This window comes from Streptomyces sp. NBC_00461 (assembly GCF_036013935.1).
In the GTDB taxonomy this organism is placed as follows: Bacteria; Actinomycetota; Actinomycetes; order Streptomycetales; family Streptomycetaceae; genus Streptomyces.
In genome coordinates this window covers 1,661,175-1,687,833 of record NZ_CP107902.1, presented here as the reverse complement: position 1 = coordinate 1,687,833, position 26,659 = coordinate 1,661,175, and the positions used below count along the sequence as shown (strand labels likewise).

19 protein-coding genes are annotated in these 26,659 nt (G+C 72.3%); 13 read left to right on the top strand and 6 right to left on the bottom strand.

Features of this window, described 5'->3' with window-relative positions:
* Window positions 1-167 precede the first annotated feature (167 nt).
* The 4 genes from OG870_RS08185 to OG870_RS08170 all read left to right on the top strand — a co-directional run bounded on the left by OG870_RS08185 (window position 168) and on the right by OG870_RS08170 (window position 4,917).
* On the top strand, window positions 168-1,586 hold the full coding sequence (locus tag OG870_RS08185) for a HEAT repeat domain-containing protein (protein WP_266530693.1): 1,419 nt from the start codon (window positions 168-170) through the stop codon (window positions 1,584-1,586).
* A 186-nt stretch (window positions 1,587-1,772) separates the two neighbouring features.
* The gene (locus OG870_RS08180) at window positions 1,773-2,918 is read left to right on the top strand and encodes a glycosyltransferase family 4 protein (RefSeq protein ID WP_266586096.1); all 1,146 of its coding nucleotides are present in this window, start codon (window positions 1,773-1,775) and stop codon (window positions 2,916-2,918) included.
* Window positions 2,915-4,072, top strand: coding sequence for a glycosyltransferase (locus OG870_RS08175; protein ID WP_266530691.1), 1,158 nt, complete (start codon window positions 2,915-2,917; stop codon window positions 4,070-4,072). The genes OG870_RS08180 and OG870_RS08175 overlap by 4 nt, the downstream gene beginning before the upstream one ends.
* The gene (locus OG870_RS08170; protein WP_266841448.1) at window positions 4,069-4,917 is read left to right on the top strand and encodes an SGNH/GDSL hydrolase family protein; all 849 of its coding nucleotides are present in this window, start codon (window positions 4,069-4,071) and stop codon (window positions 4,915-4,917) included. The genes OG870_RS08175 and OG870_RS08170 overlap by 4 nt, the downstream gene beginning before the upstream one ends.
* Window positions 4,918-5,007: 90 nt before the next feature.
* On the opposite strand, the gene OG870_RS08165 is transcribed toward OG870_RS08170, so the two are convergent.
* From OG870_RS08165 to OG870_RS08145, 5 genes are read right to left on the bottom strand one after another with little or no spacing between them, the layout of a single operon-like run.
* A complete protein-coding gene (locus tag OG870_RS08165) occupies window positions 5,008-5,874 on the bottom strand; it encodes a biotin-dependent carboxyltransferase family protein (RefSeq protein WP_266586100.1) in 867 nt (288 codons plus the stop codon).
* A complete protein-coding gene (locus tag OG870_RS08160; RefSeq protein WP_266530686.1) occupies window positions 5,871-6,488 on the bottom strand; it encodes a 5-oxoprolinase subunit B family protein in 618 nt (205 codons plus the stop codon). Before OG870_RS08160 ends, OG870_RS08165 begins: the two co-directional genes overlap by 4 nt.
* A complete protein-coding gene (locus tag OG870_RS08155) occupies window positions 6,485-7,243 on the bottom strand; it encodes a LamB/YcsF family protein (RefSeq protein ID WP_266530684.1) in 759 nt (252 codons plus the stop codon). The genes OG870_RS08160 and OG870_RS08155 overlap by 4 nt, the downstream gene beginning before the upstream one ends.
* Window positions 7,244-7,261: 18 nt before the next feature.
* The gene (locus OG870_RS08150) at window positions 7,262-8,083 is read right to left on the bottom strand and encodes a putative hydro-lyase (protein ID WP_266530682.1); all 822 of its coding nucleotides are present in this window, start codon (window positions 8,081-8,083) and stop codon (window positions 7,262-7,264) included.
* Window positions 8,080-9,375: an MFS transporter gene (locus tag OG870_RS08145; protein ID WP_266586102.1), complete on the bottom strand. Its 1,296-nt coding sequence runs from the start codon at window positions 9,373-9,375 to the stop codon at window positions 8,080-8,082. Before OG870_RS08145 ends, OG870_RS08150 begins: the two co-directional genes overlap by 4 nt.
* 173 nt (window positions 9,376-9,548) lie before the next feature.
* Here OG870_RS08145 and OG870_RS08140 point away from each other — a divergent pair, with 173 nt between their 5' ends.
* The 4 genes from OG870_RS08140 (at window position 9,549) to OG870_RS08125 (ending at window position 17,563) form a co-directional block, all read left to right on the top strand.
* Complete coding sequence (locus tag OG870_RS08140) at window positions 9,549-10,250, top strand: GntR family transcriptional regulator (RefSeq protein ID WP_266841452.1); 702 nt, start codon at window positions 9,549-9,551, stop codon at window positions 10,248-10,250.
* A gap of 132 nt (window positions 10,251-10,382) precedes the next feature.
* Window positions 10,383-11,909, top strand: coding sequence for a hypothetical protein (locus OG870_RS08135; RefSeq protein WP_266530676.1), 1,527 nt, complete (start codon window positions 10,383-10,385; stop codon window positions 11,907-11,909).
* Window positions 11,910-12,015: 106 nt separating this feature from the next.
* Entirely contained in the window at window positions 12,016-12,903 is an 888-nt protein-coding gene (locus OG870_RS08130) for a hypothetical protein (RefSeq protein WP_266530674.1), read from the top strand.
* Window positions 12,904-12,940: 37 nt separating this feature from the next.
* The gene (locus OG870_RS08125; protein ID WP_327690792.1) at window positions 12,941-17,563 is read left to right on the top strand and encodes a hypothetical protein; all 4,623 of its coding nucleotides are present in this window, start codon (window positions 12,941-12,943) and stop codon (window positions 17,561-17,563) included.
* 61 nt (window positions 17,564-17,624) lie between these two features.
* Here the strand turns inward: OG870_RS08125 and OG870_RS08120 are convergent, their stop codons facing one another.
* Window positions 17,625-18,227 carry a hypothetical protein gene (locus OG870_RS08120; RefSeq protein ID WP_327690791.1) on the bottom strand — a complete coding sequence of 201 codons (603 nt, stop codon included), beginning with the start codon at window positions 18,225-18,227 and terminating at the stop codon, window positions 17,625-17,627.
* 419 nt (window positions 18,228-18,646) lie between these two features.
* Between OG870_RS08120 and OG870_RS08115 the strand changes: the two genes are divergently transcribed.
* The 5 genes from OG870_RS08115 to OG870_RS08095 are packed head-to-tail and all read left to right on the top strand — an operon-like array spanning window position 18,647 to window position 26,647.
* Entirely contained in the window at window positions 18,647-21,574 is a 2,928-nt protein-coding gene (locus tag OG870_RS08115) for a nitrate- and nitrite sensing domain-containing protein (protein ID WP_327692300.1), read from the top strand.
* On the top strand, window positions 21,571-22,008 hold the full coding sequence (locus tag OG870_RS08110) for a roadblock/LC7 domain-containing protein (protein ID WP_266530669.1): 438 nt from the start codon (window positions 21,571-21,573) through the stop codon (window positions 22,006-22,008). The genes OG870_RS08115 and OG870_RS08110 overlap by 4 nt, the downstream gene beginning before the upstream one ends.
* 9 nt (window positions 22,009-22,017) lie before the next feature.
* Window positions 22,018-22,413: a DUF742 domain-containing protein gene (locus tag OG870_RS08105; RefSeq protein ID WP_266530668.1), complete on the top strand. Its 396-nt coding sequence runs from the start codon at window positions 22,018-22,020 to the stop codon at window positions 22,411-22,413.
* Between the two features lie 24 nt (window positions 22,414-22,437).
* On the top strand, window positions 22,438-26,061 hold the full coding sequence (locus OG870_RS08100; RefSeq protein ID WP_266530667.1) for a hydantoinase B/oxoprolinase family protein: 3,624 nt from the start codon (window positions 22,438-22,440) through the stop codon (window positions 26,059-26,061).
* Window positions 26,042-26,647 (top strand): GTP-binding protein, encoded by a 606-nt coding sequence (locus OG870_RS08095; protein ID WP_266586110.1) that lies wholly within the window; start codon window positions 26,042-26,044, stop codon window positions 26,645-26,647. The genes OG870_RS08100 and OG870_RS08095 overlap by 20 nt, the downstream gene beginning before the upstream one ends.
* Window positions 26,648-26,659 lie beyond the last annotated feature (12 nt).

The window sequence follows — 26,659 nt, the reverse complement described above, 5'->3', positions numbered from 1 at the left end:
TTGCCGCACCGCGCGGACCGTGATGCGGTCCGCATGGGCCACCGACGAGAGGCAGAGGAACATGGTCTACAGCAAGCAAGAGACGGCGGGCGCCCCGACGTTGTGTCACGCGGCCTGGTAGTGCGCGGTCCCCGGTTGCGTCGACGCTTGATGTGAGGCTGTTTCCCATGTTCGATCCGGTCATAGCGCCCAGCGGTACCCTGCTCGGCCTCCTCCAGAGGGGCCGCGGCGACGGCACGCTGCACGCGCTCACCGCACCGCGCGCCGAGGCGCTCGCGGCACTGAACCACTGCGTGCTGCGTGATCCCCGCCACGACTGGCAGGTGGAGAACCGCTCCCTCTACTACGCCCGTCTCTACCTCGACCTGAACGGCGAGCTGGACGAGATCGAGGCGCACCTCTTCGACGTCGAGGACGTCTTCGACACCGAGGAGTCCCGCACCGGGCTTGCGCTGGCCGTCCTCGGCCACCTCGCCTCGTACGGCAGGCTGGACGCGCTCGAACTGCTGCGCCGTTACGCCGCCTCCGGCTCCAACTGGGCCTGGGCGCTGGACGAGCTGGCGCTGCGCGACGACGACGCCGGCCTGCGGGCCCTCGCGGCGCCCGTGCTGGCCCGCTTCGCCACCGATGCCGAGGGTGAGGCCGAGCTGGCCGCCGTCGTCCGCGACTCCTTCGAGCCCCGGCCGTGGCGGCTGTGGGCCGAGGATCCGCGCGAATCGATCTCCACGCGGGTGCGTGCCGCCCAGGAGACCGGCTGCTTCGACCGCTGGCAGCGCCAGATGCGACCATCCGGGCCCCGTCCGGGGTGGAGCGTGCAGGCCGTGTTCGAGTGGGCCCAGCAGGGCATCGAACGTGGCGCCGCGCTGCACGTCCCGGCCGCCCGCTGCCTCACCGCCGTCGCCGGCCCCGAGGACCGGCCCGAGATCGTGCGGGCCGCCAAGGACGGCACCGACGGAGCCCGCTGCACAGCGCTTCGCTATCTGGCCGACAGCAATGATCCGGACGCCCTCGACCTGATCGAGGTCGCCGTGGTCACCGGCTCGGCGGCCGTAGTGGAGGCCGCTGTCGACGCCTTCGAACGGATGCGCAGTGTCGCCGCCGTCGACCGGGCCCGCGGCTGGGCACACCGGCCCGACCCCCTCGGCGCCGCCGCCGGCCGCATGCTCGCCTGCCGGGGCGGCATGGAGGACAAGGACCTGGTCCTCGGAGCGCTGCGCGAAGCCGTACGGGGCGAGGGGCCGGACGCCCCGACCCTGTGGACCCTCGTGGACGGCACCGGCCGACTGGGCATCGCCTGCGCCGCCCCCGTGCTCCGCCACATCTACCGCGAGACCGCCTCCTCCCATCTCCGCTGCCGGGCCGCCCGCGCCCTCGCGGCCACCGATCCCTCCTTCCCGGCGGGCTTCGCCGTCGAGTGCCTCTGGGACTGCGAGGAGACCACCCGCGAGATCGCCGCCCGGCACGCCGAAACCGGTGACGCCCGGGTCGTCGAGCAGCTTCGCCGGCTCGCCGCCGATCCGGCCGAGGAAGCCGAAGTGCAGACGGCCGTACGAAGCCGCATCGCACCTGAGGGACCCGCTGTCTGAACCGGTCACGCAGATGTACGCAAGGTGGCGGCACGGCTGCCGGATGAACAGCGGATGACCCGCGGGTCAGGCGGTCATGGACACGGCCTGACCTGCTCGGGTGTGCGGGGGAACGCTCACGGGACGTTCATCGTTCGCAAAGATCCACGTTGACGCGACCACGTCCAGCACGGCGAGAACACGGGTATGCGTGTCGTCATCGTGACCGAATCCTTTCCCCCCGACGTGAACGGCGTGGCCCACTGCGCGCTCCAGACCGCCCGGCACCTCGTAGATCGCGGTCACTCTCCGCTCGTTGTCGCCCCGGCCAGCACCGCCCTCATCGGGCGGGCCGGTACCGGGCCCGATGCTCAGGCGCCGTGCCCCGTCGTCCGAGTCCCCTCCCTGCCGCTCCCGGGCTACCCCCAGGTCCGTGTCGCTCTGCCCAGCCGCCGCCTCGCCGCGGCCGTCGTCGAGCACCGGGCCGACGTCGTCCACCTGGCCAGCCCCTTCGTCCTCGGTGTCCGCGGTATGGCGGTCGCCGCCCGGTTCGGCGTCCCGGCCGTGGCTGTCTACCAGACGGATCTGGCCGGATACGCCCGTACCTACATGGGCGCCGGCGAGGCCGCGGCCTGGCGGCGCATCCGTTCAGTCCACTCCGCCGCCGACCTCACCCTCGCCCCTTCCAGCGCCTCGATGCACGACCTGGAGACCCACGACGTGCCGCGGGTCAAGCTGTGGCAGCGCGGCGTGGACACCGTCCGTTTCCGCCCCGAGCTGCGCGACGAGGCCCTGCGCCGCGAACTCGCCCCGAACGGCGAGGTGATCGTCGGCTACGTCGGCCGTCTCGCCCCCGAGAAGCACATAGAGCTCCTGGCCGGCGTGTGCGGCCTCGAAGGAGTGAAGGTCGTCGTCGTGGGCGACGGTCCGAGCCAGCCGACCCTGGCCGAGGCCCTGCCGGGGGCGGTCTTCCTCGGCCGCCGTACCGGCGACGACCTCGCCCGGATCTACGCCTCGCTGGACGTCTTCGCGCACACCGGTCCCTTCGAGACCTTCTGTCAGACCGTGCAGGAGGCCATGGCGAGCGGCGTCTCCGTCGTCGCACCCGCCGCCGGCGGGCCCCTCGACCTGGTCGCCCACGGGCGCACCGGGCTGCTGGTGCCGCCCCACGACGCCGACGCCGTACGGGACGCCGTACAGTCCCTTGCCGCCGACCCGGCACGCCGGGCCGCCTTCGGTGCCACCGCACGCGCCACGGTCGAGGGCCGCACCTGGGCGGCCGTGGGTGATCAGCTGATCGGCCACTACGCGGATGTGCTCGCCGCGCGTAAGAAGACGGCGGTGGCGGCATGAACTCACTGCGGATCGTGCGCCTCGCGAACTTCGTCGCTCCCTCCTCCGGCGGTCTGCGCACCGCCCTGCGGGAGCTGGGCAAGGGCTTCAAGGCGGCCGGGCACGAGCCGGTGCTCATCGTCCCCGGTGAGCGTGCCGACGACCGCGACACCGAGCAGGGGCGTGTCATCACCCTGCCCGGGCCGCTGCTGCCCGGAACCGGCGGGTATCGGGTGCTCACCGACAAGCGGCGCGTGGCCCGGCTCCTGGAGGAGCTGGCGCCCGACCGCCTGGAGGTCTCCGACCGTACGACCCTCAGGTGGACCGGAAAGTGGGCGCGGCGCGCCCGTGTGCCCGCCGTGATGGTCTCCCACGAGACCGCCGACGGTGTGCTGCGCACCTGGGGCCTGCCGGAGGGGGCGGCCCGGCGCGCCGCCGACGCCCTCAACGTCCGTACGGCACACACGTACGCGCGCGTGGTGTGCACCACCGAGTTCGCCGAGCGCGAGTTCGTGCGGATCGGCGCCCGCAACGTCGTACGCGCCCCGCTGGGCGTCGACCTCGTCGAGCGGCATCCCGCACTGCACGACCCGGGGCTTCGCGCACGGTACGCGCGCGCGGACGAGTCGCTGCTCGTCACCTGCACGCGGTTGTCCGTGGAGAAGCGGCCCGGCACGGCGCTGGACGCCTTGGAGGCGCTGCTGAGGCGCGGCAGGCGGGCGGTGCTGGTGGTGGCCGGGGACGGGCCGCTGCGCCCGCGGCTCGAACAGCGGGCGCGTGAGCGCGGGTTGCCCGTCACCTTCCTGGGACATGTCTCCGACCGTGGCGAGCTGGGCTCGCTCCAGGCCTCCGCCGACGTGTGCCTGGCGCCCGGGCCCGCCGAGACGTTCGGGCTGGCCGCGCTGGAGGCGATGGCCTGCGCTACTCCCGTGGTGGTGAGCACGTCGTCCGCGCTGCCTGAGGTGATCGGATCCGCCGGCGCCGTCGCGGCGGACCACGGGGACGCGTTCGCGGACGCCGTCGACATGCTGCTCGACCTCCCCGAGCGGGAGCGGCGTGAGACGGCACGCGCGCGTGCGGAGTGCTTCGGCTGGAACACGGCCGTGGACGCCTTCCTCGCAGCGCACGACGCGACGGTACCGGTGCGTCGTTTCGTGCCCGGGGGCGTGGCATGAGATCGGTACGTTTCGTGGCCCTCGGGGACTCGCTGACCGAGGGCGTGGGTGATCCCGTCGGGGAGGGGTGGCGCGGCTGGGCCGCGCTGCTCGCCGGCGGATTGGCCGCGGAGTCCGTCGAGTTCACCAACCTCGCCGTGAGCGGGGCGCAGACCCGTGAGGTGCTGGAACACCAGACGCCGGCCGGCCTCGCACTGAAGCCGGACGTCGCGTCCGTGGTGATCGGCGTCAACGACACCCTGCGGTGCACGTTCGACATCCACGCCGTCGCCGAACGGCTCGACAAGGTGTACGCCGCCTTCACCGGGCAGGGCGCGACCCTGCTCACGGCCTGTCTGCCCGACCCGGGCTCGATGCTCGGCCTGCCGGGTTCGCTGGCCCGTCCGCTGGCCCGGCGGCAGCGGGCGGTCAACCGGGTGGTCCACGCGCTGTCCGAACGCTACGGGGCCGTCCATCTGCACGCGGCCGAGGAGGACTGGATCACGGACCGTGCGATGTGGAGCGCGGACCGGCTGCACCCAGGCGAGCGGGGGCACCGGCAGCTGGCCGCGCGCTTCCACTCGCTGCTGGCGGATGAGGACCGTGCCACGGGCACCGCGCCCTCATCCGAGCCGGAGTTCCCCGTGCCCACCAGGTCGGCGAGCATGGTGTGGCTGGCCACGGCGGGCACCGCGTGGGTCGCCCGGCGGTGCACCGACCTGCTGCCGCAGCTCCTGCGTCTCGCCGCCGACGAGATGCGGCACCGGGTGCGGGGGACCAGTGCGCGGCTGGATCTGCGGGCCGCTGCCGCGGTCTCTGCGGCGTTGGCCGCGGTGTCGGTCGTGGACCAGCCGGACGTGGCGTGAGCGGTGCGCCGGGGGTCGTTACGGCCGACGGGTCGGTGTCGGTCCGTTGTGGCCGGTCGTGCAGTTCCCGGCGCCCTTTTCGGGGTGCTGTCAGCCGCGTGTCCTGATGAAGCGGGCCGGGGTGCCCGGTGCCGCTTGGGCCACTGCTGCGAGGTCCTGGGCGCGGACGACGCCGATCACCGGATAGCCCCCGGTGGTCGGGTGGTCGGCCAGGAAGACGACCGGTCTGCCGTCCGGAGGCACCTGGACCGCGCCGAGCACCATGCCCTCGCTGGGGAGTTCGCCCGGCAGGGCTCGCTCCAGGGCGGGCCCCTCCGTGCGGAGGCCGATCCGGTTGCTGGCGGAGGAGACCCGATAGGTACTGGACGTGAAGGTGCGCACTGCCCCCGGAGTGAACCAGTCGTCGCGTGGACCGAGAGTCACCCGGAGGACGAGTTCGGCCGGAGGTGCCGGCTGGGGGGCGACGTCCACGCGCGCGTGGACACCGTACGGCGTCCCCAGGGGCAGCACCATGCCGTCCGTGAGGGGTGCCGGGCCCAGGCCGGACAGCAGGTCCGTGGAGCGGCTGCCGAGCACCGGGTCGACAGCGATGCCACCTGAGACGGCCACGTAGCTGCGCACTCCGGAGACGACCGTTCCCACGTCCAGGAGCGCCCCGGAGGGCACGCGCACCGGCGCTCCCCAGGCGACCGGCCGGCCGTCCACGGTGACCGGACAAGGGGCGCCCCCGACGGCCACCGTCACGGAGGATCGCGGCCGCAGGGCACAGCCGTTGACCGTCGTCTCCAGGACTGCAGCCTCAACCGGGTTGCCGACCAGCCGGTTGACGAGCAGCGCCGCGGGGCCGTCGAGCGCTCCGGAGCGGGGTACACCGAGATGCGCGTACCCGGGGCGTCCCCGGTCCTGCACGGTGGTCAGCGCCCCGGCCCGTACGACGACGAGCGCCCGGTCCGTCATGAGCACTCCACCGGGACGAAGCGCACGCGCGTGCCGGGCGACAGCAGCGAGGCCGGTACGCGCGCGTGGTCCCACAACACGGTGTCCGTGCGCCCGATCAGCTGCCAGCCGCCCGGCGACGAACGCGGGTACACGCCCGTGTACGGGCCCGCCAACGCCACCGACCCCGTCGGGACCGACGTGCGAGGGGTGGCCCGGCGCGGGACGTCGTACCGCGGCGGAAGACCGGTGAGGTAGCCGAAGCCGGGGGCGAACCCGCAGAAGGCGACGGTGAATTCGCCGGCCGCGTGGACACGGGCCACGTCCTCTTCGCGGACACCCCAGTGGGCGGCGACGTCGGCCAGGTCGGGACCGTCGTAGCGCACCGGGATGTCCACGGCGTCCTGTTCGCCGCGGGCCGCGACGGGCACTTCGGTGGAGGTCAGTTCGGAAGCCAGACCGACCGGGTCGTCGAGGCCGTCGAGCAGGACGGTGCGCGCCGCGGGAACGATCTCGCGCACCGTGAGGAGGCCCTCCGCGCGGCGGCGCAGCAACTCCGCGTGCAGCGCCTGGGCCTCGTCACCGGAGGAAACCTCGACGAGCAGGGCGCCGTCTCCGACGGGCAGCACCCTCATACGAAGGCCTCCACCCGGACTCCGGACGCCTGCAGGCGTTCCCGCACCCGCCGGGCCAGCTCCACGGCACCCGGCGTGTCCCCGTGCAGGCACAGGGAACGCGCGCGTACCTCGACTCGCACACCGGAGTGGGAGGTGACCGTACCGAAGCGGGCCAGGCCCACGGAGCGTTCCACGACCGCCTCCGGGTCGGTGACCAGGGCACCGTCGTGGCCGCGCGGCACGAGCGTGCCCTCCGGGGTGTACGCGCGGTCCGCGAACGCCTCGGTGACGACAGGGAGGCCCGCCTTCCCGGCGAACTCCAGCAGGCGCGAGGCGGGCAGGCCGAGGACGGGCAGCGTGGCGTCGGCGAGCCGTACGCCGTCCACGACCGCGCCGGCCTGCTCCTCGTCGTGCACGACGCGGTTGTAGAGCGCGCCGTGCGGCTTGACGTACGACACGCGCGTGCCCGCGGCGCGCGCGAAGACCTCCAGCGCACCGATCTGGTACGCCACTTCGGCCGCGAGTTCCGCGGGCGGCACGTCCATCGCGCGCCGCCCGAACCCGGCCAGGTCCCGGTAGGAGACCTGGGCGCCGATCCGGACGCCGCGCTCGGCCGCGAGCTGGCAGACCCGCCGCATGGTGGCCGCGTCCCCGGCGTGGAAGCCACAGGCCACGTTGGCGCTGGTGACGACGGACAGCAACTGCTCGTCGTCGGTCAGCCGCCAGCGGCCGAAGCCCTCGCCGAGGTCGGCGTTCAGGTCGATCGAGGTCATGGATCCTTCGTTCACGTCTCAGGCCACGCGGTACTGCTCGTCGCGGGCGTCGGTCAGGAACATCTGTCCCGGTGCGTGCGTGATGGCGAAGGGCGGCAGCGAGGCCATCACCGCCGCCTGCGGGGTCACCCCGCAGGCCCAGAACACCGGGATGTCGTCCGGCTCCGCGTCCACCGGGTCGCCGAAGTCGGGGCTGCCGAGGTCGACGATGCCGAGCCCCGAGGGATCGCCGCAGTGCACGGGGCTGCCGTGCACCGCCGGGAGCAGGCTGCTCTCCCGGATCGCCGCCGCCAGGTGCACCGGCGGCACCGGCCGCATGGACACCACCAGCGGGCCGTGCAGCCGCCCGGCCGGACGGCACTGACGGTCGGTCACGTACATCGGGACGTTGCGACCCTGATCGACGTGGCGGATCGGGACGCCCGCCCCGGCCAGCGCCCACTCGAAGGTGAAGCTGCAGCCGATCAGGAACGACACCAGATCGTCGCGCCAGTGCTCACGTACGTCCGTCGGCTCGTCGACCAACTCGCCGTCCCGCCACACCCGGTAGCGCGGCAGATCGGTGCGCAGATCCGCTCCGTCCGCCAGGACGGTCGTGACGGAGCCGGCGTCCGTCACGTCGAGCACCGGACATGGCTTGGGGTTGCGCTGGCAGAACAGCAGCATGTCGTACGCCCAGTCGGCGGGCACCGAGATCAGGTTGACCTGGGTGTGGCCGGCCGCGACTCCGGCGGTGGGGCCGGTGAGCCCGTCCCGGAAGCGGGCCCGGGCGGTTTTCGGGCTCCACGCGTGCGCGTGCTCGTCGACGACGGTCACAGGGCGGTCTTCCGTCTGGTTCACGCGAGTTCCCTTCCGCGGGTCTCCGGCAGGCCGAGCAGTGCCAGCGCCGCTATGCCGTAGCCGATCGCGCCGAACACCAGCGCGCCGCCCACGCCCCAGCTGTCGGCCAGGAAACCGACGGTCGTGGGGAAGACGGCGCCCACGGCGCGCCCGGTGTTGTACGTGAAGCCCTGTCCCGTACCGCGTACCGCCGTCGGGTACAGCTCGCTCAGGTAGGACCCGAAGCCGCTGAAGATCGCCGACATGCAGAACCCGAGCGGGAAACCCAGCACCAGGAGCAGGGTGTTGGCGCCGCTGGGGATGTTCGCGTACGCCAGGATGCAGACCGCCGACAGCAGGGCAAACAGCCAGATGTTGCGCCTGCGGCCCAGCCGGTCGGTGAGGTAACCGCCGGTCAGATAGCCGAGGAACGCGCCGGAGATCAGGAACGTCAGATAGCCACCGGTGCCGACGACCGACAGACCGCGCTCGCTCTTCAGATAGGTCGGCACCCAGGTGGCGAGTGTGTAGTAGCCGCCCTGTACGCCGGTGGAGAGCAACCCGGCGAAGATCGTGGTGCGCAGCAGGCCGGGCTTGAAGATCGCCGTGAACGAGCCCTTCTCGGTGCTCCGTTCGCGTACGGCGGTCGCCTCCGGGGCGTCCTGCACCCGACGCCGCATCCAGATCACCAGCAGCGCCGGCAGCGCGCCCGTCCAGAACATGATGCGCCACGCCAGGTCGGCGCCGGCGAAGGAGAAGACCAGCGTGTAGACGATCGCGGCCAGCGCCCAGCCCACGGCCCACGAACTCTGGACCGCGCCGAGGGTACGGCCCCGGTGTCTGGCGCTCGCGTACTCGGCGACGAGGATCGCGCCGACCGCCCACTCACCGCCGAAACCGAGGCCCTGGAGCGCCCGGAAGACCAGCAGAGTCTCGTAGTTGGGCGCGAAGCCGCAAGCCACGGTGAAGACCGCGTAGGTGATCACCGTGATCATCAGTGCCCTGACCCGGCCGACCCGGTCCGCCACCACCCCCGCGACGGCGCCGCCGACCGCGGAGACCACGAGCGTGACCGTCGTGAAGAGGCCGGTCTGGCCGCTGTCCAGGCCGAAGTACGCAGCCAGCGCGACCATGCTCAGCGGCAGGGTGAAGTAGTCGTACGAGTCGAGGGCATAGCCGCCGAACGCGCCGGCGAACGCGCGGCGGCCACGCGGCCCCAGAGCGCGCAGCCAGCCCAACGCGCCGTCGTCGAGTCCGTGTTGATCCGCTTCGGAGTGTTCGGTCAGGGCCTGTGGTGGAGGGGTCGTGCTCATGGGCACCTCGCAGACGGAGGACGGAGGGTGCTTCAGGGATGAGCCGTGCCGTGCGGGAGCGGTCGGCGCCTCGGTGCGGAAGACGGCGCCGTGCGTAGCAAGGTAGAGGATCGTTGAACGATCCTTCAATACCCCTGTTGATGCGTTCTTGGATCTGCGATTGAATTCCGGGCATGGCAGAGCAGCTGACGGGACTGGCCGACGACCGGGCTCTCCTGGGGCGCACGAGCACCGCCGAGCGCGTCTCGGACATCCTCAGGGGTCGTATCGCCGAGGGGTTCTTCCCACCCGGGACCCGGCTCGCGGAGGACAGCATCGGCGGCGCGCTCGGGGTCTCCCGCAACACGCTGCGCGAGGCGTTCCGGCTGCTCACGCACGAACGCCTGCTCGTCCACGAGCTGAACCGGGGCGTCTTCGTCCGGGTCCTCACCGTCGAGGACGTCGAGGACATCTACCGCACCCGCGGCCTCGTCGAGTGCGCCGTCGTCCGCGGGCTCGGCGAGCCACCGTACGGCCTGGACGCGCTCGCCGGGGTGGTCGAGGAGGGGCAGCGGGCAGCGCGCGAAGGTGACTGGAAAGGCGTGGGTACCGCCAACATCCACTTCCACCGGGAGCTGGTGGCCCTCGCCGGGAGCGCCCGCACCGACGAGCTGATGCGCAGCGTCTTCGCCGAACTGCGCCTCGCCTTCCACCTCGTGGACGACCCCAAAGCCCTGCACGAGCCGTACCTGGCCCGCAATCAGCAGATCCTCCAAGCGCTCCAGGCAGCCGACAGGGCCGGGGCGGAACGGCTGCTCGCCGTCTACCTCGACGACTCGCTGCAACGCGTGGTCGAGGTGTACAGGCGAAGGGTCGGCGAGGACAGCGGCCTATAGGGACGCGGGGAACTGCGCGATCAGCCACGGACGGCCCGCACACGAATCACAACCGGTAGCCGCCCGCCCAACCGCCGGAGGCGTTCCGTGCCGTTTGGGTCGTTGTCAGACCGAGGACCTAGTCTGTGCACCGTGACTTCGCCTGCAACGACGGACCGTGTTCCGCCCCAGCTCAGCGCGGGGCCGCGCCCCGCACCGGGCCCGGCCGCCGACGAGGGTCTGGCGCGGCGTCTGCGCGCGCTCGCCTGCACCGCGCCGCTGCACGACCTCGACGCGCGCAAGGCGAACCTCGCGGGTGAGTACTCGGTGTACGGCATGGCGGAGGTGGCCCTCGCGGCCATCGACCTGGTCACCCTGAACATGGACTTCGACACGGGTGCCGACCACGACCAGATAGTCGCGCGCCTCATCCCGCGCATCGCCGCCCAGGCCCCGCAGCGACCGGTCGCCGAGCACGAGCGCGTGGCCCGCTGGGTCCTGGAGAACCTGATCAACGTCGGCAGTGTCGACCGCGGCTTCAGGGCCGTCTACGGCACGTTCACCACCGACGGCAGCTACGTCCGCCGTGACTACGACTTCAAGCTGATCGAGGAGGTGCCCGGGCCCGGCGGCACCGTCTACCTCCGCACGACGGACGAGGCGGTCAACGTCCTGGTCGGCGCCCTCGACACGGACGTCACCAGCGCGCAGATCGCCGCCGAGGTCAAGCTGGAGGTCCTGATCAACCGGGGCCGCCTCGCCGACGCCCAACTCGCGGCCGAGCAGGCCCGCTACCGGACCGTGCAGTACTCGGAGACACTCCGCAGAGCCCTGGACGCGACCCGGCGCAACGTCCGGGCGGTGGACTGGCTCAACTCCGTGCCCGACATGATCGCCGAAGCACTGGACCACGTGGCCGACCGGTACCGCCACGAGAACGCGATCCTCACCAACATCCGCAAGGCGCGGGACGAGACAGAGGACGCCGAGCACAAGCGGCGCGCCGCGGAGCTCGTCGACATCGTCAAGGACTGCATCCGGCGGCACACGCAGCTGCAGTCCCGGCTGCTGGAGGCGGGACCCCTGTTCCGCGCCGAGCAGGACCGGCAGGCCTTCGCCACGCCGATGACATCGTCGGGCATCGACCTGTACGGGCAGCTGGTCTCACCGATCCTGCCGCTGCCGCTGGAGCAGGCGGTGCGCGTCACGGACGCCTTCTTCGCGCGCGGTACCGGGTTGCGTACGCCGGTGTCGGTGCGGGTGACCGACCTGGTCGACATCCTGCTGACACCGCCGGTGGAGCGGGAGCACCTGGGTGCCGAGATGCCCGAGCCGGACCTCATCGCCACGCCGGACGACAGCCGCTTCAGCGAGGAGCAGCTGGCGGCGGCGACGCAGCTCCTGGATCTGCCGGCCGATGCACCCCGTCGGCTCTCCGGGCTGCTTGCCGAGGCCCGGCGGCAGGATCCGGATCTGCCGTATCTCGTGGCCCTGCTGGCCGTTCACGCGGCGAGTCCGGCGGTGGGGACCGCCTACCGGCAAGGTGAGGGAAAGCTGCTGTTCGCCGTGGACGACGGGACGGAGTTGGACGACCTGGAGTTCGGCGGGGCCGATCTCATCGTGGGGACAGCGTTGCTGGACGCGGTGGGGATGGCGGCGGACAGGACGGAGGCGGCGTGATGCGGTCTCCCGGCCCCGAATTTGTTGTGGCTGGTCGCGCAGTGCCCCGCGCACCTGTCGGGGCGCATCCCGGCACCCCCGATCATCAGACCAAGGAGTTGCAGTCGTGAGTGAGCACGTCGAGTGGAGTGACACGGAGGCCCCGGCCCCGTCGGCGACCGCCGCCGTCACGCCCGCCGACGCCGCCGACGCGGCGCGGCTCGTCGCGTTCGGGCTGCAGCCCAAGCTGCAGCCCGCGCGGGACCAGGAGTACGCGGACCTGCTGCGCCGGTACCGCGAGGACCCGCCGTTCGCGCGCCTCGCGGACGCCGTGGCCGCCGGGCTCGGGCTCGTCGTGCTGGAGGTGTCCCCGCGCGCGGGGATGGCCGTGACGGCGGCCGAGGACTCGGTGTTCGCCGTCCGCATGGGCGACTACGCGCGCCGTACCTCCGCCGACGGCGGAGACCGGTTCCTGCACGGGCTGGCCCACCTCGCCGTCGCCGCCATGGCGTTCCCGCGCCCCGAGGACCTGGCCGACGACGGATACATCGGGCGCGTGACCGTCAACGGCGTCGACGCCTTCGTACGGCAGGCCTGCCGCCGCCTGGAGGAGCGGGCCGAGGAGCACGGCGACAACACGGACCCGGCCACCGACGCGCCCGGGCTGGAGGCCGCGTGGCGGATCTGGGCCAGACGCAGCGCCGCCGGTGCCACCAAGGACGCGCGCAGACTCGCCGGTTCGACAACCGGCATTGTGGGCAAGGCGGCCGCCTTCCTCACCGACTCCGGGTTCCTGCAGCGCACCGGTGACGACAACGGCGGCACCTACCGCACGACCGCCCGCTACCAGCTCCAGGTACGGGACATGGCGGGCAGTGCCGCGATGGCCGAGCTGCTGGAGCTGGGCGTGGTCCCGGTGACCGACGGCACGCCCACGCTGCTGCCCGCCGAGGACACGGACGACCTGGAGCCGGTGGCCGACGCCGGGCTGCCGTTCCACGCGTCCAGCTCCTGAACTTTTCCGACCTGCCGAAGACTTACGAGAGTCCGCCATGTACGAGCTGTCCCGGGTCCGCCTCTACTCCATCGGTCCCGCCGGTGCGCGCTACGCCGACACCGTGCTTGACCTGCGGGGCGTGGGCGAGCCCGTGCCCGACCCCGCGCCCGCCCAGGCGGAGTTCTTCGAGGAGGAGCCAGTCGGCCCCCCGCGCCGCCCCGCACCCGCGGGCGTGCTCTTCCTGGAGAACGGCGGCGGCAAGTCCGTGCTGCTGAAGCTGATCTTCTCCGTGATGCTGCCCGGTCACCGCAACACCCTGGGCGGCGCCAGCTCCGGCGTGCTGCGCAAGTTCCTGCTCGCCGACGACTGCGGGCACGTCGCCCTGGAGTGGCAGCACACGCTGACCGGCGAGTGCGTCGTCGTCGGCAAGGTCAGCGAGTGGCGAGGCCGCCAGGTCTCCAACGACCCGCGGAAGTTCGCCGAGGCCTGGTACTCCTTCCGGCCCGGCCCCGGGCTGTCCCTGGACAACCTGCCCGTCGCCGAGGCCACGTCCGTACGGCCGGCCGTCGAGGGCCAGTCCGGCGCGCAGGGCCGCCGGCGCACCATGAAGGGCTTCAGGGACGCCCTCACCGACGCGGGCAAGGCGTATCCGCATCTGGAGGTGCACTGGGAGGAGATCCACGACCGGTGGATCGAGCACCTCGGCGACCTCGGTCTCGACCCCGAACTCTTCCGCTACCAGCGGGAGATGAACGCCGACGAGGGCGAGGCCGCCGGCCTCTTCGCGGTCAAGAAGGACTCCGACTTCACCGACCTGCTGCTGCGCGCCGTCACCGACACACGGGACACCGACGGGCTCGCCGACCTGGTCAGCGGCTTCGGCAACAAGCTGGGCCGCCGGGCCGAACTGATCGCCGAACGGGACTTCACCGCCGGATCGGCGGACCTCCTGGGCCGGATCGTCGAGGCCGCCGACGCCCGCTCACGCGCGCGTGACATCCACACCGCCGCCGAGCGCCGTACCCGCGCACTGGCACGGCGCCTGTCGGCGCGGAGCGGGCAGGAGCGCGTCCGGGCCGCCGACCTCGCCCAGCGCGTCACCGCGGCCGCCTACGCGGTCACCCACGCCGAAGCGGGCCGGGAGCGCAGCGCGCTGATCGCGGCCGAACTCGCCTACCGCAACGCCTCGCTGGCGCTCGCCGCGTCCGAGAAGTCCGCCGCCGGGCACAAGCGCGAGCTCGCCGACGCGCGCACGCTGCACTCCGCTTGGCAGGCCGCCGAGGCCGTGCTGCGCCATCGCGCCGCCGCCGACCGGGTCGCGCGGGTGGCCGCCGCGATCCAGGAGGCCGAGCGCGACGCGGCCCCCGCGCTCGCGGCCCGCACCAAGGCCGCCGTGGATCTCGTACGGGCCCTGCACGCGGCCGCGGGAAGCGCCGAGAGCCTCGCCAACGAGGAGGAGGAGCGGTCCGCCGCGCTCCAGGAGGTGAGCGAGGCCGCCCACCGGGACTCGACCGCCGCCGCCACCGAAGCACAGCGGGCCCGCAGTGAGGTCGGGCATCTGCGGCAGCGCCTCACCGAGGTCGAGCAGGAGACCGCCGAAGCGGTGCGCGCGGGCTGGCTCGACGACAGCGCGCCCGACGCCGACCCGGCTCGCGCCGCCCTCGCGGCCAGCGACGCCGAGAAGACGGCGGTCGCCGCCTGGGACACGGCGCGCGAGGCATCGCGCAAGGCCACGGAACACGCGCGCGAGGCGGCCTCGGCGGAATCCCGCGCGGAGCTGACGGCGGCACGCGCGGCGGACGCGGCGACGGCGACCCAGCGGTCGTACGAGGCCGAGCGCGGCATCGCCGAGGCTCTGGCCGCGGAAGAACGGCTGGCGGAGCTGCTGAGCGTCTCCGGCAGCGACACACGGCCTCTGGTCCCGCAGCCCCGGCACGAGACGCACGACAGCAGGCCGGCCCTCAGCCCCGAAGAGCTCGACCGGTTCGCCGACGAACTGCGCGAGCTGCTCGACGACTCCGTCTCGTCCACCGAGCGGCAGCTCTTCGAGCTGCGTACCGCTGCGGCCGACGACTCCCGGATCCTCGGCGCGCTCGGAGACGGAGGACTGCTGCCGCCCGGGCCGGACGTGCTGGCCACCGTGGAGTTCCTCGGTGAGCACGGCATTCCTGCGCTGCCCGGCTGGCGCTATCTCGCCCAGGCCGTGGACCCCGCCGACCACGCGCGCGTGCTCGCGGCGCGGCCGGAACTGGTCGACGGCGTGATCATCACCGATCCCGACACGCATGCACGGGCCCGCGAGGCCCTCAACGAGGCCGCGCTGCTGCCGCGCTCCGCCGTGGCCGTCGGCACGGCAGCAGCCCTGCTCGCACCGACCCCGGCCGCGGACGCGGGCGACAGCAGCGTCTTCCTCGTACCGCCGAACCCGGCCATGCACGACGAGCACGCCGCCGACGAGGAGAGGCAGACGCTGCGCGCGCGGGCGGGCGAGCGGGACGAGGAGATCAGGACGCTGGCCGCGCGCCTCGGCAAGGACCGGGAGCTGGCGGCGCGGCTCGCCTCCTGGCGCACCGGCTGCCCGGCCGGGCGGCTCGTCGAGCTGGCCCGGGCCGCGCACGACGCGGGGGCGTTCGCCGAGGAGGCCGAGGCCGAGCTGGCCGAGGCGCGCACGGTGCGGGCCGAGGCCGACGAGGTCGCCGCCGAGGCAGCGCAGGTGCGGGACGAGCGGCAGGAGGCCGCGCAGAAGGCCCGGCGCGCGGCCGACGCCCTCGCCGGGCTCGCCTTCCGACTGCGTGAGCGGGCCGGATGGCAGGTCAAACTGCGCGAACTGGCCGACGAGGGCGCCGAGTCGGAGGCTCGCGCCCAGGCCTGTCTGGAGCGTGCCCGCGCCGCCGACGAGGACCGCCGCGGCGCCCAGCGCGCCGCCGACGACGCCCGCCGCACGGCCCGGGCACTGCGCGCCGAGCGCGCGGAGATCGCGGGCGCCCCCGACGGCGTACCGGAGGACGACGAGTCAGCCGCCAAGCCGTCGCTGCCCGCCCTCCGTGAGGCCTACCGCGCCGCATCCCAGCTCTACGAGCAGGTCGGCGTCGGCGCCGACCTGCGCGCCGAGCAGGCACGCGCGGAGAGCGACGAGAGCGCGGCCCGCACCGAGTTGGACCGGCTCAGCAACAAGGTCCGTACGCGCGCGGAGCAGTTGCTGCAGTCGCCGGACGGCTCCGACGGACCCTCCCGACAGGCCGCCGCCGCGCGGGCCGAGGAGCTGGTGCAGCTCCTGGAGACCCGGATGTCGACCGCGAGCGAACAGCTCGGACGGCTGCGTGGCGAGACCGAGCGGCACGCGCCCGAGGACGGCGAGGCCCACACCGAGCTGCCCGAGGAGCTCCAGCCGCGCGACGCCGAGCACGCACAGGCACTGCTGCGTACGGCGATGGCCGAACTCGCCTCCCGCACCGATGCGTTGACCCGGTCCCGGGAAGCCCACGCCGAACTCCTCGATGCGCACCGTGCGGCCGAGGACGCGGCAGGCGGCTTCGACGAGATCACCGCGATGCTCCGCGACCTGCTGCGCGAACACGTCTTCGAGGAGGAGCAGGACGAGCCGGAGCCGTACACCGGCAGCCTGGAGGAGGCCCGGCACGCTGCCGCCGAGGCCCGTCGCTCCCTGCGCGGCTGCGCCGCCGACCTGTCGGCCGCCGAGGCAACCGTGCGCGAGGCGAGCGACATTCTCGTCCGGCACGCCAACTCCACACGCTACGAGCAGGTCCGCACCCCGGCACGGCAGCAGATCCGCGAGCTGCCCGCCTCCGCACTGCCCGAGCACGCCCAGAAGTGGGCCGACGCGTTCGCGCCCCGACTTCGTGTCCTCACCGACGAGTTGGTGCAGCTGGAGCGGAACAGGGACTCGATCGTGGACCGGCTGCGCGGGCTCGTGGAGTCGGCACTGGCCACCCTGCGGTCCGCTCAGCGGCTCTCCAGGCTGCCCGAGGGGCTGGGGGAGTGGTCCGGGCAGGAGTTCCTGCGCATCCGCTTCGAGGAGCCCGACCAGGCCACTCTGACCGAACGGCTCGGCGAGGTCATCGACGAGGCGACCCGGGCGGCCGTCAAGAAGAACTCCGACCTGCGCCGTGACGGGATGTCCCTGCTGCTGCGGGGCGTGGGCGCGGCACTTCAGCCCAAGGGCGTCGCCGTGGAGATCCTCAAGCCGGACGCCGTGCTGCGCGCCGAGCGGGTGCCCGTCGGGCAGATGGGCGACGTGTTCTCCGGCGGCCAGCTGCTCACCGCGGCCATCGCCCTGTACTGCACGATGGCCGCGCTGCGGTCGAACGACCGGGGCCGCGACAAGCACCGGCACGCCGGCACGCTGTTCCTCGACAACCCCATCGGGCGCGCCAACGCCACGTACCTCCTGGAACTCCAGCGGGCCGTGTCCGACGCGCTCGGCGTCCAACTCCTGTACACCACCGGCCTGTTCGACACGACCGCGCTGGCGGAGTTCCCCCTGGTCATCCGGCTGCGCAACGACGCCGACCTGCGGGCCGGGCTGAAGTACATCAGCGTGGAGGAACACCTCCGTCCGGGTCTGCCGCAGCAGACCCCGGCCGGAGAGGGCGAAGCGGTGCACAGTGAGATCACGGCGACACGGATGTTCAAACGCCCGGCCCCCAGCGTCCCGTAGGCCCGCCACCCGCCACCCGCCACCCGCCATCCGCCACCCGGCGCCGTGCAGGCGGCGCGGGTCAGGAGTGTGACAACTGCCCGGACCCGCCGCGCCGACGTATCCGCTCCTGGGCCCGCTCGGTGGCCTTCAGCTGCCGTCGGGCCCGGCGACGCTCGCGGCGCAGGGTCCTGGCGCTGCTGCTGGGTGTCGATACCACGCCGTTGCGCTGGTTCCAGACCTGACGGGTCACCCAGACGTCGAGGGCGCCCCAGGTGGCCACCACCGTGCTGACGACGCTGCTGATGACCATCGGGAAGGCGAGCCAGGATCCCGCCATGGTGCAGAGGAAGGCCACCATCGCCTGTATCAGCGTCACAGCGATGATGATCACCGCTCGCACCGCCGCCGTACGCACCGGATCGGGCATCCGACGCCGCCGCGCCGGCTCCTCGACCCACAACGGCCCGTAACGCGACCGCGCTTCGTCCCTCCCCGGTGCAGCAGCCGCGGTGCCCGCGGACTCTGCCGCCCCGCCACCCGCACCCGCCGGCACGCCGCTGCTGTCTCTCACCCCGTGCGTGTCTGCTGGAATGTCGCGATCCCGTGCCTCTTGGCCCGGCTGCCCTGTCAGCTGTGCCGCCAAGCCGTCCCCGGGCGCCTCGCGCCGCTCCGCCGTGCCCATCAACGTGTCACTCCCCACCGCCAGCAGACCGCTCGCCCCGTGCCCGATGGCACGGCTCCCCAGTGGCTGCCCGGCTTGCGCTGTTTTACGCCGCCGGGGTGCGGGATACGGCTCCTGTGGCTCATTCCGCACCCATTCCCCGTGGAGAAGGACGAACGAGGCGTCCCGAAGATTCCCACGGAGCGTAAATTTCAGGCCAACTGGCCGGGTAGGTCGGCCGGATACGTTTCTGCGGTCGTCCAGGGAATCGGGGAGGCAATCTCCCGCAATGAGCGGACAACTCCCCATGTCTCGTCGCCCGCGCGGAAGTTCAGCTTCCGGACTGCTCTTCGAGATACCTGTGCGTCGGTAGTAGGCTCGCGCCGTTTGTTGACGTACATGTGTACCCCCGACTGATGGGGGTCGAGCTGGGGGAGGCCATGCGCTTTCGCGGGAAGTCGATCCGCCGGAAGATCGTGGCGCTGCTTCTCGTGCCGCTGGTGTCCCTGACCGCGATCTGGGGCTTCGCCACGGTGCTCACGGGACGCGAGGCAGAAGATCTGTTCAACGTGTCGGACGTGGTGGAGAAGATCGGGTATCCGATGGAGGACACCGTCCGTGTCCTGCAGCAGGAACGCCGACAGACCCTCGTCTACCTGGCGGACCCCCGGGCCGCCGACGGCCTCGCCGATCTCAGGCGCAGCCGGACCGCCACGGACAAGGCCGTCGCCGAGATCCGGAAGAACGCCAAGAACCCCGACGTGCGCGACGCGATGGGCGACGGCACGGGTGAGCGTCTGGGGGCCGTGCTGGACGCCTTCGACGGCATCGAGGCCCTGCGCCGCAGCGTCGAGGACGGCACCGTCGACCGCGCCCAGACCCTCGACCTCTACAACCGCCTGGTCGACCCCTGCTATGTCCTGCTCGCCAATCTTCACGTCGTCGACAACGTCGAGATGGACAAGCAGTACCGCGCACTCGTCAACCTCGCCCGGGCCCGCGAACTGCTCTCCCGCGAGGACGCCCTCCTCGGCTCCTCGCTGATCGTCGGCAAGCTCACACGCGACGAGAGCCGCGACATCTCCGACCTCGTCGCCCAGCGCAGCCTGATGTACGACGTCAACCTGCCGCTGCTGCCCTCGTCGGACCGCGAACGCTACGAGCGGTTCTGGAAGAACGCCGCCACCGCCCCGCTGCGCGTGGCCGAGCAGGACGCCGTCTCCTCCGCCGACGGCAAGCCCGGCGAGGTCACCGCGCAGAGCTGGGACACCTCCGCCGGAAACGTGCTCGACAAACTCGGCACCCTCAACGACCAGGCGGGCGACCGCTATCAGGACCGCGTCCGCCCGGTCGCCGTGGGAGTCATCGCCAAGGCGGCCGTCGCAGGCGTACTCGGCCTGGTCGCCCTGCTGCTCTCGCTCTTCCTGTCCGTGCGGGTCGGCCGCGCCCTCATCCGCGACCTGCGGCAACTGCGACTGGAGGCCCACGAGGCGTCCGGCCTGCGCCTGCCCAGTGTCATGCGGCGCCTGTCCGCGGGCGAACAGGTCGACGTGGAGACCGAAGTGCCGCGCCTCGAGTACGACAAGAACGAGATCGGCGAGGTCGGCCAGGCACTCAACACCCTGCAGCGCGCCGCCGTCGAGGCCGCCGTCAAACAGGCGGAACTGCGCGCCGGGGTCTCCGAGGTGTTCGTCAACCTCGCCCGGCGCAGCCAGGTCCTCCTGCACAAGCAGCTCACCCTCCTCGACACCATGGAACGCCGGACCGAGGACACCGACGAGCTCGCCGACCTGTTCCGCCTCGACCACCTGACCACCCGTATGCGACGGCATGCCGAGGGCCTCGTGATCCTCTCCGGCGCCGCCCCTTCCCGGCAGTGGCGCAAGCCCGTCCAGCTCATGGACGTCGTCCGGGCCGCGGTCGCCGAGGTCGAGGACTACGAACGCATCGAGGTCCGCCGCCTGCCGCGGATCGCCGTCACCGGTCCAGCCGTCGCCGACCTGACCCACCTCGTGGCCGAACTCCTGGAGAACGCCACGGTGTTCTCCCCACCGCACACGGCCGTCCAGGTCCTGGGCGAGCGGGTCGCCAACGGCTTCACCCTGGAGATCCACGACCGCGGCCTCGGCATGGCCGCCGACGCTCTTCTGGATGCCAACCTCCGGCTCGCCGAGACACCGGAGTTCGAACTGTCCGACACCGACCGGCTCGGCCTGTTCGTGGTCAGCCGGCTCGCCCAGCGGCAGAACGTCCGAGTCTCGCTGCAGCCGTCCCCGTACGGCGGCACCACCGCGGTCCTCTTCGTCCCCGACGCGCTGCTGACGGACGACGTCCCCGACACCAACGGCATCGGCTTCCGCCTCGACCGACCCCACCCGACGAAGGAGGCCGAGCTGGAGGAGAGCCGCCGCACCGCGCTCTCCCCGATGCCCGTACCCCTTCCCGGTCGGCCCGCCGCCCTTCTGGACGGCCCGGTCGAACTGGAGGCGCCGGTCGAACTCGACGCCGTCGAGGACTTCCCGGGTGCGCTCGACGACGAGGACAGCGAGCGCGGCGGCATCTTCCGCCCTCGCCGCTCCATCGCCCTCGCGCACGACGAGACGACCGGCCGCAGCGACGGTCCCCTCCACGACGACTCCGGCATCCATGAACCGGCCCGCATCGACGCTGCCGACGACATCGGCGAGCCGGTCCGGCTGCCCCGCCGCCGCACACCCAAGCTGGTCAGCTCGCACGGACGCCCGGTCACCGAGCAGCGCTCCCGCCGCGAGGACGCCGCCGAGGAACCGCCGACCAGCCCGGGCGGCCGACCCGAGCCGGAGGCCGCCGCACCATCGCCCTCGCGCCGCCGGGGCGACGAGCCCGCGGGCGGCCGCGGTACGAGCAGGCCCGACCAGGGAGCCGCGCCACCGCTGCCGACACGGCGGCGCGGAGCCTCACCGCTGCGCCCGGGTGCGGGTGGACCCGGCCGGCCCGGTGAGGGCGCTGTGTCCCCGGCACCCGAGCGACCGAGTCCCGGTGAAAGCCCGCAGGCTCCCGCCCTCCCCATGCGCAACCGTCCCGCCGCGATCACCATGGGCGAGGGCACTGCGGCCGGGCGCCCCGGCACCGCCCCGCAGGAGACCGGCTCCGGCTCGGGCCCGCTGCCCCGGCGCGTACGCCAGGCCAACCTGGCCCCGCAGCTGAAGCAGAACCGGCGGGACACGGAGCGCGCCCCGGAGCCCGTGGAGCGGGACGCCGACGAGGTCCGCAGCCGGATGGCCTCGCTCCAGCGCGGCTGGCAGCGCGGCCGCGACGAGAATGCCGCGGGTGACGACGCCCAGAGCGGCACAGCACCACAACGAACGACAAGGGGGGACGGTCGATGACCGCACCGAAGACGACCGGCCACACCACGACCAACAAGTCCGGGGAGCTCAACTGGCTCCTGGACGACCTGGTGGACCGCGTCGCGAGCATCCGCAAGGCCATCGTCCTGTCCGGCGACGGCCTGCCGACGGGTGTGTCCAAGGACCTGACCCGGGAGGACAGCGAGCACCTCGCCGCCGTCGCCTCCGGATTCCACAGCCTCGCCAAGGGCGTGGGCCGCCACTTCGAGGCCGGTAACGTCCGGCAGACGGTCGTCGAGCTGGACGAGGCCTTCCTCTTCGTGACGGCCGCCGGCGACGGCAGCTGCCTGGCCGTCCTCTCGGACGCCGACTCGGACGTCGGCCAGGTCGCTTACGAGATGACGCTCCTGGTGAAGCGGGTCGGGGTGCATCTGGGCGCTGCCCCGCGCACCGATCTGTCCGCAGGCGGGTAGTGAGATGTCATGAACGCTGACGGTCAGGGAAGAAGCCACTGGTTCGACGACGAGGCCGGACCGGTCGTCCGTCCGTACGCCATGACGCGCGGCCGTACCACCAGTGAGGGCCAGCATCGCCTCGACCTGATCGCGGTGGTCGTCACGGAGCCGCAGGCGGACGACCCGGACGCCGACGCGATGCTGTCCCCGGAACACGTGGACATCGTCGATCTGTGCCGTGCCGCGCCCCAGTCGGTCGCCGAACTCGCCGCCGAACTCGATCTGCCCATCGGAGTGGTGCGCGTCCTCATCGGCGACCTCGTGGCCGGCGAATTCGTCCATGTGACCCGGCCCGTACCCCCTGCCGAACTGCCGGACGAGAGTATTCTGCGCGACGTGATCAACGGCCTCCGGGCACTGTGAGCGGCGCGGAATCGGGGTACTGAGGTGGCTGGCTGGCAGTTCTGGGTCGATCGGGGCGGCACGTTCACCGATATCGTCGCGCGACGCCCCGACGGCCGCCTGGTGACGCACAAGCTGCTGTCGGAGAACCCGGCGCGCTACTCCGACGCGGCGGTCGCGGGCGTCCGCGAACTGCTGGCCGGCTCCCAGGACCCCGTCGAGGCCGTCCGCATGGGCACGACGGTCGCCACCAACGCGCTCCTGGAACGCAAGGGCGAACGCACCCTGCTGGTCGTCACCCGCGGCTTCCGGGACGCCCTGCGCATCGCCTACCAGAACCGCCCGCACATCTTCGCCCGCCGCATCGACCTCCCCGAACTGCTCCACGAGCGCGTCGTGGAGGTCGACGAGCGCATCGCCGCAGACGGCACCGTCCTGCGCGCCCCCGACCTGGACGCCCTCGTCGGCCCCCTTCGGGAGGCCTACGGCGACGGCATCCGCGCCGTCGCCGTCGTCTGCATGCACAGCCACCTGCATCCCGCCCATGAGCAGGCCGTCGGCAGGTTGGCCGCCCGCATCGGCTTTCCGCAGATCTCGCTGTCCAGTGAGGTCAGCCCGCTGATGAAGCTCGTGCCGCGCGGGGACACCGCGGTCGTCGACGCCTACCTGTCGCCCGTGCTGCGCCGCTACGTCCAGCAAGTCGCCGACGAACTCCGGGGCGTACGGCTGATGTTCATGCAGTCCAACGGAGGACTCGCCGAAGCCGGTCAGTTCCGTGGCAAGGACGCCATCCTCTCCGGGCCGGCCGGAGGCATCGTCGGCATGGCCCGTATGTCGCAGCTGGCCGGCTTCGACCACGTCATCGGCTTCGACATGGGAGGCACCTCCACCGATGTCTCGCACTTCGCCGGCGAGTACGAGCGCGTCTTCACCACACAGATCGCCGGTGTCCGACTCCGCGCCCCCATGCTCGACATCCACACCGTCGCGGCCGGCGGCGGCTCGGTCCTCCATTTCGACGGATCCCGCTACCGCGTAGGGCCGGACTCGGCGGGCGCGGACCCGGGGCCCGCCTGCTACCGCGGCGGCGGCCCGCTCGCGGTCACCGACGCCAACGTCATGCTCGGCCGGATCCAACCCGCGCACTTTCCCAAGGTGTTCGGCCCGGCCGGCGACCAGCCTCTCGACGCACCGCTCGTCCGCGACCGCTTCGCCGCCCTCGCGCGCGAGATCCGCACCAGGACCGGAGACGACCGCACGCCCGAGCAGGTCGCCGAGGGCTACCTGCAGATCGCCGTCGCCAACATCGCCAACGCCGTCAAGAGGATCTCCGTCCAGAAGGGCCATGACGTCACCCGCTACGCCCTCACCACCTTCGGTGGTGCGGGTGGCCAGCACGCGTGCATGGTCGCCGACTCGCTCGGCATCCGCACGGTCCTCGTACCGCCCATGGCAGGCGTCCTGTCCGCGCTGGGCATCGGTCTCGCCGACACGACCGCCATGCGCGAACAGTCCGTGGAGGCACCCCTGGAGCCGGCGTCCATGCCGGCCGTCCTCAAGACGGCCGACGACCTGGAGGGAGCCGCCCGCGCGGAACTTCTGGCCGAGGACATCCCCGAGGAGCGCATCCGGATCACCCGTCGCGCGCAGGTGCGCTACGACGGCACCGACACCCCTCTCACCGTCGAGCTGACCGAGCCCGACACGATGCGTCACGCCTTCGAAGAACGTCATCGCGCCACGTACTCCTTCACGCTGGAGCGCCCGATCGTCGTCGAGGCCCTCTCCGTCGAAGCCACCGGCATCACACAACCCCCCGATCTCTCCGTGCTCGCCCCCTACGAAGCCGCCCGCTCGGGCGGCTCGGCCGCGTCCGTCCGCCTCCACACCGGCGGCGCCTGGCGCGACGTGCCCCTCCGCCGCCGCGAGGACCTCCCTCCCGGCGACACCGTCACCGGCCCCGCGATCATCGCCGAGGCCGGCGCGACGACCGTCGTCGACGACGGCTGGCGGGCCGTGGCACGAGACGACGGGCATCTGGTCATGGAACGCGTGACGATTACGCAGAGTTCCGATCTCGACACGGATGCCGATCCGGTTCTCCTTGAGGTCTTCAACAACCTCTTCATGTCGATCGCCGAACAGATGGGCGCCCGGCTGGAGTCCACCGCCCAGTCCGTCAACATCAAAGAGCGGCTCGACTTCTCCTGCGCCCTCTTCGACCCGGACGGAAACCTGGTGGCCAACGCCCCACACATCCCCGTCCACCTGGGCTCGATGGGTACGAGCGTCAAGGAGGTCATCAGGCGCCGGGGCACCTCGATGCGGCCCGGAGACACGTACGCCGTCAACGACCCGTACCACGGCGGCACCCACCTGCCCGACGTCACCGTGATCACCCCCGTCTTCGACACGCAGAGTGACCGACTCCTCTTCTACGTCGCCTCCCGCGGCCACCACGCCGAGATCGGTGGCATCGCCCCGGGCTCCATGCCCGCGAACAGCCGCAGCATCGAGGAGGAAGGCATCCTCTTCGACAACTGGCTGCTCGCCGAGAACGGCCGTTTCCGCGAGGCGGAGACTCTCCGCCTGCTCACCGAGGCGCCCTACCCCTCCCGCAATCCCAGGACCAACCTCGCCGACCTGCGCGCCCAGATCGCCGCCAACAGGAAGGGCGTCGACGAAGTCGGCCGCATGATCGAGAACTTCGGCCTCGACGTCGTCCAGGCGTACATGAAGCACGTTCAGGACAACGCCGAGGAGGCCGTACGCCGGGTCGTCGACACCCTCGACGACGGCGAGTACGCCTACGAGACCGACTCGGGCGCAGTCATCCGGGTACGCGTGCGCGTGGACCGCGAAAACCGCTCCGCGACCGTGGACTTCACCGGTACGTCACCGCAGCTGACGAGCAACTTCAACGCGCCCTTCGCCGTGGTCAACGCGGCCGTCCTGTACGTGTTCCGCACGCTCGTCGCCGACGACATCCCGCTCAACGACGGCTGTCTGCGCCCCCTGGACATCGTCGTGCCGCCCGGCTCCATGCTGGCGCCCGAGCCGCCGGCCGCCGTCGTCGCGGGCAACGTCGAGACCTCCCAGGCCATCACCGGCGCCCTCTACGCCGCGCTCGGCGTCCAGGCCGAGGGCTCCGGAACCATGAACAACGTCACCTTCGGGAACGAGCGCCACCAGTACTACGAGACCGTGGCCTCCGGGTCCGGCGCGGGCGAGGGCTTCCCCGGCGCGCCCGTCGTGCAGACCCACATGACCAATTCGCGGCTCACCGACCCCGAGGTCCTGGAGTGGCGGCTGCCCGTCCGGGTCGACGAGTTCGCCGTCCGGTACGGCAGCGGCGGCGCCGGACGATGGCACGGCGGAGACGGTGCGGTGCGCCGCATCCGCTTCCACGAGCCCATGACGGTCTCCACGCTGTCCCAGCACCGCAGGGTCCCGCCGTACGGCATGGCGGGCGGCGAACCCGGCGCGCTCGGCGCCAACCGTGTGGAGCACGCGGACGGCACGGTCACCGCGCTCGGCGGCAGCGACTCCGCCGAGGTCGGACCCGACGACGTACTCGTCATCGAAACCCCAGGCGGCGGAGGCTACGGTCTGCCGTCGTCCCACCCCCATCAAGCAGGAGAAGAGATCGATGATCTTCGGGCGTTCTGAGCGCGGGAAGCCACCGGTCGAGCCCGTCACGCTCAAGATCCTGGTGGCCGGCGGCTTCGGCGTGGGCAAGACCACCCTCGTCGGCGCGGTCAGTGAGATCAGGCCGCTGCGCACCGAGGAACTGCTCACCGAGGCCGGCCGCCCGATCGACGACACGAGCGGCGTGGAGGGCAAACACACCACCACCGTGGCCATGGACTTCGGCCGCATCACACTGCGCGAGGATCTCGTGCTGTACCTGTTCGGCACGCCGGGTCAGGAGCGGTTCTGGTTCATGTGGGACGAACTCTCCGAGGGGGCCCTCGGCGCCGTCGTGCTCGCCGACACCCGCCGCCTGGAGGACTGCTTCGCCGCCGTCGACTACTTCGAGCGGCGTTCCATACCCTTCGTCGTCGGCGTCAACTGCTTCGAGGGATCGGCCCGTTACCCCGCCAAGGACGTCCGCCAGGCCCTCGACCTGGACGACGACGTACCGGTCGTGCTGACGGACGCCCGTGACCGGGAATCCGTCAAGGAGGTCCTCATCGGCGTGGTCGAGCACGCGATGGCGCACGCGGCCGGCCGACGGGAGCCCGTCGCCACCTGAACCGCGCGGAGG

Coding starts and splice junctions, on each gene's coding strand:
- OG870_RS08170 (WP_266841448.1), top strand. CDS start 4,069: ATGAGATCGGTACGTTTCGTGGCCCTCGGGGACTCGCTGACCGAGGGC.
- OG870_RS08145 (WP_266586102.1), bottom strand. CDS start 9,375: ATGAGCACGACCCCTCCACCACAGGCCCTGACCGAACACTCCGAAGCG.
- OG870_RS08180 (WP_266586096.1), top strand. CDS start 1,773: ATGCGTGTCGTCATCGTGACCGAATCCTTTCCCCCCGACGTGAACGGC.
- OG870_RS08175 (WP_266530691.1), top strand. CDS start 2,915: ATGAACTCACTGCGGATCGTGCGCCTCGCGAACTTCGTCGCTCCCTCC.
- OG870_RS08095 (WP_266586110.1), top strand. CDS start 26,042: ATGATCTTCGGGCGTTCTGAGCGCGGGAAGCCACCGGTCGAGCCCGTC.
- OG870_RS08120 (WP_327690791.1), bottom strand. CDS start 18,227: ATGGGCACGGCGGAGCGGCGCGAGGCGCCCGGGGACGGCTTGGCGGCA.
- OG870_RS08155 (WP_266530684.1), bottom strand. CDS start 7,243: ATGACCTCGATCGACCTGAACGCCGACCTCGGCGAGGGCTTCGGCCGC.
- OG870_RS08115 (WP_327692300.1), top strand. CDS start 18,647: ATGCGCTTTCGCGGGAAGTCGATCCGCCGGAAGATCGTGGCGCTGCTT.
- OG870_RS08140 (WP_266841452.1), top strand. CDS start 9,549: ATGGCAGAGCAGCTGACGGGACTGGCCGACGACCGGGCTCTCCTGGGG.
- OG870_RS08105 (WP_266530668.1), top strand. CDS start 22,018: ATGAACGCTGACGGTCAGGGAAGAAGCCACTGGTTCGACGACGAGGCC.
- OG870_RS08125 (WP_327690792.1), top strand. CDS start 12,941: ATGTACGAGCTGTCCCGGGTCCGCCTCTACTCCATCGGTCCCGCCGGT.
- OG870_RS08185 (WP_266530693.1), top strand. CDS start 168: ATGTTCGATCCGGTCATAGCGCCCAGCGGTACCCTGCTCGGCCTCCTC.
- OG870_RS08160 (WP_266530686.1), bottom strand. CDS start 6,488: ATGAGGGTGCTGCCCGTCGGAGACGGCGCCCTGCTCGTCGAGGTTTCC.
- OG870_RS08165 (WP_266586100.1), bottom strand. CDS start 5,874: ATGACGGACCGGGCGCTCGTCGTCGTACGGGCCGGGGCGCTGACCACC.
- OG870_RS08110 (WP_266530669.1), top strand. CDS start 21,571: ATGACCGCACCGAAGACGACCGGCCACACCACGACCAACAAGTCCGGG.